Source organism: Methylobacterium sp. J-077 (assembly GCF_022829365.1).
Lineage (GTDB): Bacteria > Pseudomonadota > Alphaproteobacteria > Rhizobiales > Beijerinckiaceae > Methylobacterium.
In genome coordinates this window covers 20,071-28,620 of sequence record NZ_JAKSYJ010000056.1, presented here as the reverse complement: position 1 = coordinate 28,620, position 8,550 = coordinate 20,071, and the positions used below count along the sequence as shown (strand labels likewise).

At 71.5% G+C, this 8,550-nt stretch carries 8 protein-coding genes and 1 tRNA gene; 4 read left to right on the top strand and 5 right to left on the bottom strand.

Annotated features, from left to right (window positions below; translation table 11 throughout):
• Positions 1–269 precede the first annotated feature (269 nt).
• From MKL11_RS03415 to MKL11_RS03405, 3 genes are all read right to left on the bottom strand, one after another.
• Positions 270–2,021, bottom strand: coding sequence for an ABC transporter ATP-binding protein (locus tag MKL11_RS03415; RefSeq protein ID WP_243940297.1), 1,752 nt, complete (start codon positions 2,019–2,021; stop codon positions 270–272).
• A gap of 369 nt (positions 2,022–2,390) precedes the next feature.
• Positions 2,391–2,681, bottom strand: coding sequence for a hypothetical protein (locus MKL11_RS03410; RefSeq protein ID WP_243940299.1), 291 nt, complete (start codon positions 2,679–2,681; stop codon positions 2,391–2,393).
• Between the two features lie 84 nt (positions 2,682–2,765).
• Complete coding sequence (locus MKL11_RS03405) at positions 2,766–3,452, bottom strand: DNA-binding protein (protein ID WP_243940295.1); 687 nt, start codon at positions 3,450–3,452, stop codon at positions 2,766–2,768.
• A 255-nt stretch (positions 3,453–3,707) separates the two neighbouring features.
• On the opposite strand from MKL11_RS03405, the gene MKL11_RS03400 reads away from it, so the two are divergent.
• Positions 3,708–4,373, top strand: a complete 666-nt coding sequence (locus MKL11_RS03400; protein WP_243940293.1) for a response regulator transcription factor — start codon at positions 3,708–3,710, stop codon at positions 4,371–4,373.
• On the top strand, positions 4,373–5,713 hold the full coding sequence (locus MKL11_RS03395; protein WP_243940291.1) for a sensor histidine kinase: 1,341 nt from the start codon (positions 4,373–4,375) through the stop codon (positions 5,711–5,713). Before MKL11_RS03400 ends, MKL11_RS03395 begins: the two co-directional genes overlap by 1 nt.
• A 6-nt stretch (positions 5,714–5,719) precedes the next feature.
• Here the strand turns inward: MKL11_RS03395 and MKL11_RS03390 are convergent, their stop codons facing one another.
• Complete coding sequence (locus tag MKL11_RS03390) at positions 5,720–7,111, bottom strand: PLP-dependent aminotransferase family protein (RefSeq protein ID WP_243940289.1); 1,392 nt, start codon at positions 7,109–7,111, stop codon at positions 5,720–5,722.
• Positions 7,112–7,224: 113 nt separating this feature from the next.
• On the opposite strand from MKL11_RS03390, the gene MKL11_RS03385 reads away from it, so the two are divergent.
• Both MKL11_RS03385 and MKL11_RS33515 read left to right on the top strand, forming a co-directional pair.
• Positions 7,225–7,530 carry a DUF1127 domain-containing protein gene (locus tag MKL11_RS03385; protein ID WP_243940287.1) on the top strand — a complete coding sequence of 102 codons (306 nt, stop codon included), beginning with the start codon at positions 7,225–7,227 and terminating at the stop codon, positions 7,528–7,530.
• A 345-nt stretch (positions 7,531–7,875) separates the two neighbouring features.
• Positions 7,876–8,007: a DUF6883 domain-containing protein gene (locus tag MKL11_RS33515; RefSeq protein WP_409565804.1), complete on the top strand. Its 132-nt coding sequence runs from the start codon at positions 7,876–7,878 to the stop codon at positions 8,005–8,007.
• 274 nt (positions 8,008–8,281) lie between these two features.
• Here MKL11_RS33515 and MKL11_RS03380 read toward each other — a convergent pair.
• Positions 8,282–8,358: transfer RNA gene (locus tag MKL11_RS03380), tRNA-Asp, on the bottom strand.
• Positions 8,359–8,550: the final 192 nt, after the last annotated feature.

Genomic DNA, 8,550 nt, shown 5'->3' with positions numbered 1-8,550 from the left:
ATGGTCGGCATCGTCCAGCCCCCCGCGTGGGGCCATCCTGGCATCGTGCTGAGCGTCTGCAATGAGTCGGGACCGGGTGCAACGACGGTGTCCGCTTCCGCCAACTATCGCCCAAAAGCGGACCGTCGCGAAACCACCCATTCCGGTCATTCGCCACCGCTAAATCGGAGAGGCCGAAAACAGACACTCTCAAATTCTGAAAAGAGCCTCCACCGAACGGTCGTGGGCGTCGGATTTCGTCTTTGCGGGGAAGAGGTCCCCGCCGCCCCTCACGCCACCGCCCCCAGCCCCGGCAGGATCGTCTCCGGCGGCCCGGAGGCGACGAGGCGGCCCGCCTCCAGCACGTGGACCGCGTCGGCGCCCTCCAGGGTGGAGAGCCGGTGGGCGATCAGGATCAGGGTGCGTCGGCCCGAGAGCGCCCGCAGGGCGCGCATCACCGCGGCTTGCGTCTCGTCGTCGAGCGCCGAGGTCGCCTCGTCGAACACGATCACGTCCGGGTCGTGGTAGAGCGCCCGGGCGATGCCGATGCGCTGGCGCTGGCCGCCGGAAAGCCGCGCCCCGCGCTCGCCGACGCGCTCGCCGTAGCCCCGGGGCAGGGCGGCCACGAAATCGTGGGCGCCGGCGAGCCGGGCCGCGCGCTCGACGGCGGCGAGGTCCGGCGCGTCGAGGCCCAGCGCGATGTTCTCGGCGACCGTGCCGTCCACAAGAAAGACCTCCTGCGGGACGTAGCCGATGCGGTTCTGCCAGGCGGGGAGGGTGCTTGCGTCGAGCACCCGCCCGTCCACCATGATCCGGCCCGTGCCCGGGGTGAGCACTCCCAGCAGCAGGCCGGCCAGGGTCGACTTGCCCGCGCCGGTGCGGCCGGCGAGCCCCACCGTGGTGTTGACCGGGATGGTCAGGTCGATGTCGGCCAGCGCCGGCCGGCCGGTGCCGTAAGCGAAGCCGATCCCTTCCAGCCGGATTTCTTGGGCGAAGGGCAGGCGCTCGCCGGTGCGGCGGATGGGGCTGCGCTCGTCGGCGAGTTCCTCGACGATCACCCGCACCACCGGGCTGTAGAACCGCATCAGCGAGACGGAGGTAAAAATGTTCTGGAAGGCCGGCAGCATCCGGTAGCCCGCGAAGGCGAACAGGCCCAGCAACGGCAGGATCCCGGCGACGTCGAGCCCCTGAGCCAGGGCGAACAGCACGACCACGATCACCCCGCCGAAGGCCAGGGCCTCGATGACGAAGCGCGGCATCTGGCCGGTGAGCAGGCTCGCCGCCGTGGCGACCGCGTAGGCCCGGGCCGGGGCGTCGAACCGGCCGGCGAAGGTCTCGGCCCGGCCGTAGAGCTTCAGTTCCGTGAGCGCCCCGAAGGTCTCCTGCACGATCCGGAACCGGGCCTCGTTGTCGGCCACCGAGCGGCCGCCGAGCCGGGCGAGCCGGGCCCGCATGATCAGGTAGATCCCGACATAGAGGCCGCCGAAGCCGCCCCCGAGGATCAGGGCGAGCTGCGGCGCGTAGGCCAGCAGGAACGCGATCACGGCGAGCGCCGAGGTCGCCCGGGAGGCCAGCACGGTGGCCGGGGTCAGCACGCCGACCACCAGCCGGTCGGTCTCGGACAGGACGTTCTTGGCGAGTTCGGCGCTGTTGGCCTGGGCGAAGAACAGCCGCTCCCGGTCGAGGTAGCGGAACAGCAGCCGCCGGCTGAAGCCGTAGCCGGCCAGATGCGTGAACAGCAGCTGCGCGTAGGTCAGCCCGGCATTGACCACCGCGGTGGTCAGGATCGCCAGCAGCGCCGCCCCGCCGGTCACCAGCAGGAAGCTGCGCGCGTCGGTCAACCCGAGGGCGTCGCGCGCCTGGGCCAGGTACGGCACCCGGGTGGCCGCCGAGGGGTCGCCGACCAGGGTCAGGAACGGGATCACTGCGGCGACGCCGACCACCTCCAGCAGGGCCGCGACCGCGAGGCCCAGCGCGATCAGCGCCAGCCGCCGCCGATCGCGTGCACGCATGATGCGGACGAGATCGATCAGCGCGCGCATGGTTTCGGACGGATCGGTGGGAGGGCTCGCATGGCCGGGCCGGGCTTAGAGGGCTCGGCGCCGGAGGGGAAGGTGGCCGGGGGCGGTTGGGTGGTTCGAGACCACAGACCTCCTATCACCCCCCTTATCCTGAAACCGTTTGAATCAGTCGTTCGGCCGCTCCTCGACGCGCGATGCGCCGACGGCTGGCGCAGCCACGCACGGGCCCGCGCATAAGGATGCGGCGCGGGTCCCCTCTCCTTTGCGGGAGAGGGACAGGGTGAGGGGTGCGACTTCTCCGCAAAAGCTTGATCCCTCACCCCAACCCTCTCCCGCTCGGGAGAGGGGGCCTGTCGCGCTCCGTCCGCGACCTCAAACCGACATGGACCGTCAGTCGAGCTTCTTCAGCGAGCCCAGATCCACGTCGCCGTTCTGGCTGGAGAAGGTCAGCGACTTGGTGCTGCCGTCCGATTGCGAGACGCCGCCGATCCGGTGGTCGCCGCTGTCGTAGGTCGAGACCTGGCCGTCGCGCTCGATCACGAGCCGGTGCTTGTCCGGGAAGAACGCGTATTTCATCCCGTTCTGGGAGCCGCTGGTCGAGGGGTCGCCCAGGTCCTTCGGCCAGAACGGCTCCATGCCCTTCATCGGCTTCATCGGTTCCATGGGCTTCATGGGTTCCATCGGCTTCATCGGTTCCACGGTGCGCCTCCTGTCCGGGTGAGTGACAGGAGGACGCGGCAGGGCCGAAACGGTTGCATCACCCCGTCAGAGCCGGGCGCCCGGGACCGGCCGCTCGCGGACCTGGCCGTCGAAGCCGACATGGAGCTGGTGCTCGCGCCCGTCGCGGTCCTTGGCCGCCACTTCGAGATGGCGCGGGCCGCGGCCGGTCACCCGCACGTCGCCGTAGCCGGCGGCCTGGACGGCGGCGGTCAGGGCCGGCACGTCCGGGGTCGGCCCGAGGCCGAGCCTGTCCTTGGCCCAGTCGAGGCTGCCGGTCGGCGGGCCGCCGGCGGGGCCGATCACCACCTTGCGGCCGTCGCCGTGGGTCAGCACGCTGGCATGCAGGAACCCGGTCTCGAACCGGCCCTGCACGGTCACGGCCTCGCCCTTGGCGACGAGATTGCCGCCCTCGCCGGCGGGACCGGTCTCGACCAGCGCCCGGCCGGTCGGGTCTTGGACGACGAACTTGTTGCCGAAAATCTCGGCGACCTCGCCCTTGATGGCGGTTGCGCTCGACGGGGCCAGCGCCTGGATCGCCACCGGATCGACCGGGGTCGGCTGGAAGGCGTTGCCCTGCGCCAGGGACAGGCCGGCGGCGCCCAGCGCCAGGGGCGCGGCGATCGCGGCCACGACCCAGGTCCGCGCAGGGATTCTTTTGGCTGTCTTGGTGGCGGGGGCCGGCTCGCGGATCTCCCGGGCGGTGCCGTCGATGGTTTTCTTGTCGTCGCTCATCCGTGTCGTCCTCTTGAAGGTTCGGGACCCGATCGGTCCGTGGCCCTTCGTAAGGCGCCCCCGCAAATCCGGTCTGAACCGCCCGGTTCAGCCCCGGTTAAAGCCGCCCGCCTATGGCCGAGACGCGCGGGCGATCAAGGACTTGGCAGCGCCGGCCGATCCGGGAGGCCGGATCGATGGGCAGCGTGAGAAGACGGCCCTAACTTCCCGCGGCGTTGTGATTTCCGGCGGCCGAGGCACGGGGAGGGCGGAGTTTTGAAGATCCTGCTGGTGGAGGACGACGCGGCGCTCGCCGACGCGCTGGCCAAGGTCCTGCGCGCGGAGAACTTCGTCCTCGACCGGGCCGCCACCGGCGAGGACGCGCAGCATCTCGGCGAGACCGAGGGCTACGACGCGGTGGTGCTCGATCTCGGCCTGCCCAAGGGCGACGGCGTCTCGGTGCTGCGGGCCTGGCGGGCGGCCGGGCGGACCCTGCCGGTGCTGGTGCTCACCGCCCGGGACGGCTGGAGCGACAAGGTCGCGGCCTTCAAGGCCGGGGCGGACGATTACCTGGTCAAGCCGGTGCGGGTGGAGGAGCTGGTGATCCGCCTGCGCGTCCTGGTGCGCCGCTCACAGGGCGGCGGCGCCAGCCGGATCGCCTGCGGCCCCCTGAGCTTCGACACCGGCCTCGGCGCCTTCGAGCACGAGGGCCTGCCGCTCAAGCTCACCGGCCTCGAATGGCGGGTCCTGTCCTGCCTGATGCTGAACCGCGACGCGGTGGTGCCCCGCCCGCACCTGATCGAGCGGGTCTACGAGGGCGACGCGGATGTCGATTCGAATTCCGTGGAAGTGATCATCACCCGCCTGCGCCGGAAGATCGCCCCGGCCCGGATCGAGAGCGTGCGCGGCCACGGCTACCGCCTGCACGCGGATCCGGCCTGATGCCGCCGCCGAAGAAACGCCCCTCGCCGCCGCACCGATCCCTGCGGACCCGCCTGTTGGCGGCGGCCCTTGCGCTGGTGCTGGTGGCGCTGGTGGTGGCCGGGCTCGCCATCGGGGTGATCCTGCACCGGTTCGTCCGGGGGCAGATCGAGGGGCATCTCGACGCCCAGATCGTCGCCCTGCGGGCCGGGCTGGAAGCAGGGCTGCTGTCCCAGACCCTCGACGCGCCGCCCTTCGACCGGGACGGGCCGGGCTGGGCCTGGGAGGTGCGCCGCGGGTCCGAGACCTTCTGCTCGGGCTCCCTGCGGGGCGGCCACATCACCATCACCGAGCCGGGTCCCGATGACGAACCCGATCGCCCGCACCCTGCGGACGGCGCTGGGCCGCACGGGGAGCGGTTGATCCTGCGCGTGCTGACCGTGCCGGGCACGCCTCCCGCCACGATCGTCGCGGCGGCGCCCCGGGCCGCCCTGTACGGGCCGTTGCGCGAGGCCCTGACCAGCCTGGCCCTGGCCCTCGGGGTGCTCGGCCTCTGCCTGATCGCCGGGCTGGCGCTGCAGGTGCGCCTCGGGCTGGCGCCGTTGCGGCGCCTGCGGGCCGACCTCGCTTCGGTGCGGGCCGGACGCCGGGACCGGGTGCCGGAGGACCAGCCCGCCGAGATCAAGCCGCTGGTGGCGGAACTCAACGCGCTGCTCGACCAGAACGCCCAGAACCTGGAGCGGGCCCGCGGCCACGTCGCCAACCTCGCGCACGCGCTCAAGACGCCCCTGGCGACCCTGTCGATGGCCCTGGCGGAGCCCGCCCGCGACCCGGGCGGGGCGCTGCGCCTGCAGGTCGACGACATGGACCGGCGGGTGCGCCACCACCTGCGCCGGGCTCGCGCCGCAGCGCTCGCCGGCTCGGCCCGGGGGCGCACACCCCTGGCGCCCCGGGTCTCGGACCTGCGCGACGCGCTGGTGCGCCTCTACGCCGAGAAGGGCGTGGCGATCGATTGCGCCGTACCGGACGACCTCTCGGTGCCCTGCGAGGGCCAGGATCTCGACGAGATGCTCGGCAACTTGGTCGACAATGCCTGCCGCTGGTGCCGCACCCGGGTCCGGGTCGCGGCTTCCAGCCAGGCGAGCGGAATCGCGGTGCGGGTCGAGGATGATGGGCCCGGCCTCGACGGCGCGGCCGCCGAAGCGGTCATGACCCGCGGGCGCCGCCTCGACGAGGGCGTGCCGGGCCACGGCTTCGGGCTGCCGATCACCCTCGAACTCGCCGAGCTCTACGGCGGCGGGTTGACCCTCGGGCGCTCGGAGCTGGGGGGGTTGAAGGCAGAGCTGACCCTGCCGGCGTGAGGCCGGTCAGGCCAGCGCCGCCCGCAAAATCGGCCGGATGCGCGGGTCGGTGCAGTGGGCGACGTTGAAGCGCATGTAGCCGTTCCAATCGTCGGACAGGCTGAAGGCCGTGCCCGGCGCCAGGACCATGCCCTGCGCCAGGGCCCGGCGCGCCACCTCGGCGCCGTCGCGCCCGTCCGGCAGGCGCATCCACAGGAAGAACCCGCCCCGGGGCTGCGCCCAGGGTTCCAGGCCGCAGGCGCCGAGCTCGGCGGAGGCCTGGACCATCGCGCCGGCGAGCCGCCGCTTGGTCTCGGCGAGGTGGCGGCGATAGCAGCCCTCGGTGATCAGGCTGTGCACCAAAGCCGCCGTGACGTGGCCGTTGCCGAGGCTGAGCGCGAGCTTCAGATCGACCAGGGGCTCGACCCAGTCGGCCCGAAGCGCGATCCAGCCGCAGCGCGCCGCCGCCGACAGGGTTTTGGAGAAGCTGCCGATCTGGATCACCCGCTCCAGCCCGTCGAACCCCGCGAGCCGGGGGGCCGGCTCGGGCTCCAAGTCGCCAAAAATCTCGTCCTCGACGATCAGGGTGTCGTGCGCCTCGCACAGCTTCAGCAGCCTATGGGCGATGGCCGGGGCGAGGCTCGCGCCGGTCGGGTTCTGGAGCGCCGCGTTGGTCAGGTAGAAGCGCGGCCGGTGCCGTTCGAGCAGGGTGCCGAGGGCTCGCAGGTCCGGCCCCTCCGGGGTCAGCGGCACGCCGACCACCGAGACCCTTTGCGCCCGCAGCAGCGCCAGGAAGTTGAAGTAGCAGGGATCGTCCACCAGCACGGTGTCGCCGGGCTGGAGCAGGAACCGGCAGACCAGGTCGAGGGCCTGGGTCGCGGATTCCACCAGCACGATCTGGTCCGGCTCGGCGCCGACACCCTTCTCGGCGATCTTGCGGGCGATCTGGATCCGCAGGGGCTCGTAGCCGAGCGGCCGGTCGTAATTGGTCATCTCGGCCAGATCCGCCCGCGCCACCCGGCGCAGGCCGCGCCGGATCGCCTCGTGCGGCATCCAGGAATCCGGCAGCCAGCCCGCCCCGGGCTTGAGCTGGTCCGCGCCGGCCTGTTGCGCCTGGCGGGTGATCCAGAGCGGGTCGACGATCCGGTCAAGCCGGGGCCCCATCGCCTGGAGCGAGAGCGGCCGGGTCTTGCCGGCGACGTAGAAGCCCGAGCCCGGCCGCGCCACCAGGGTGCCCTCGGCGGCCAACCGGTCATAGGCCTCCACCACGGTCGATTTCGACACGCCCATGGATTCCGCGAAGGCCCGCACCGACGGGATCCGGATTCCGGGCACGAGGTGGCGCGCCGCGATCCGCTCGCGGATCTCGCCGGCCACGGTCTCGACGCGCGTCCCGGCGGCTTTGGGCACGACCTGCATCCGTACTGCCTTTCTGACCGGACAATTCTTCCAAATCGTACCGAACTGTTCCTGTCGCCGCCAGTCCCACGGGGACAAGATCGCCGGGTTCCGGACAGACGGAGGATCGAATCATGGACCAGTGCCTCCCCGAGACCGCCCATGCCGCAGGCCGCCCGTCCTGGCTCGCCCGGTCCGTCCGGGCGATCGCCGAGGCCGCCGCGGAGGTGCGGGCCGGCCTGTCGCGCGCGGCGATGAACCGGCGCGTCCTGCACCGGCTCTCGACCCTGTCCGAGCGAGAGTTGAAGGATATCGGCCTGACTCCGCAGGACGTCGCGGACGCGGCCGTGCCGGGACGGCACGATGCCATCGACCTGCTGGTGAGGCGGCGCGATTCGCGTCGCCGGACGCGGGGCGTGGGCGGCTGGCCCTCGGCCTGAAGCCGCCCCCCGCTGTGCCGCAGCCATCGACTTGCACAAGCCCACGCCGCCGCCAATCTCAGACGATGTCGGTCGGCTTCTCGTACCTGCCGCGACAAGAGGATCCCGGAGCCGCGCTTCGGGATCTCGACGATGTTGCCGTGCTTGTCCCGGTCGTGACCGATGACGGCGATACGTTTCCCGCCGGTTCCGAAGCGACCATCGTCGGGGTCTGGAAGGGCGGCGAAGCCTTCGTCGTCGAGTTCCCGGAGCCGGCGGGTGCCCTCGCCACGGTGCTGCCGATCGATCTGAGACTCACTGGCCGCCACGCGCCGTGCAGGCCTGCCGGCACTCCTCGGCCTGCGCATCCAGGGCGAGAAGATCGTCGGCTACCTGCTCGATCCGGCTCATCCGAAAGGCGGCTCGAAGGCGAAGTTCCTACTCCACTTCGGCTTCTCGGCGGCCCAACCGGACATCCTCGCGGAGGCCCTGGTGTAGCATTACGTGTCGGCGCCCGAGGCGCGCATCATCTGCGAAGGCCCGTTTCCGGGCGTCGACGGACGAGAGCCCTGGATCCGCTCCGTCTGGCTCGTCGAAGAGGACTTTTACGGCCGTCTCCTCACCGTCGTCCCGTTGCCAACGCGGCGCAACACAGCACCATAATTTCTGGACGGGCCTGATACGCCATGACAGGCACAACGGCACAGGACATGCCGAAAGCCCCGATATGATCGGGCCGACGGGCAGAATTCAATGCGCAGATTAAGGTAAGTGGCGCGGGCGACGGGACTCGAACCCGCGACCTCCGGCGTGACAGGCCGGCACTCTAACCAACTGAGCTACGCCCGCACGGCGTGGTCGCCTCGAAGGGGCGTTTCGCCCGGCGACGGGGCGGGGTGTATGGGCCGCGCCGGGGCCTGTCAAGCGTGTCCGTGACGGTTTTGCGCGAGGCCCGGCCGAAGGGCCTGCGCGCTTGCGTCGTGTTGCAGGGCCGCCGCGTGCTCCCACATCCCAACACAAGACAGGCCGTGCAGTTTGTGC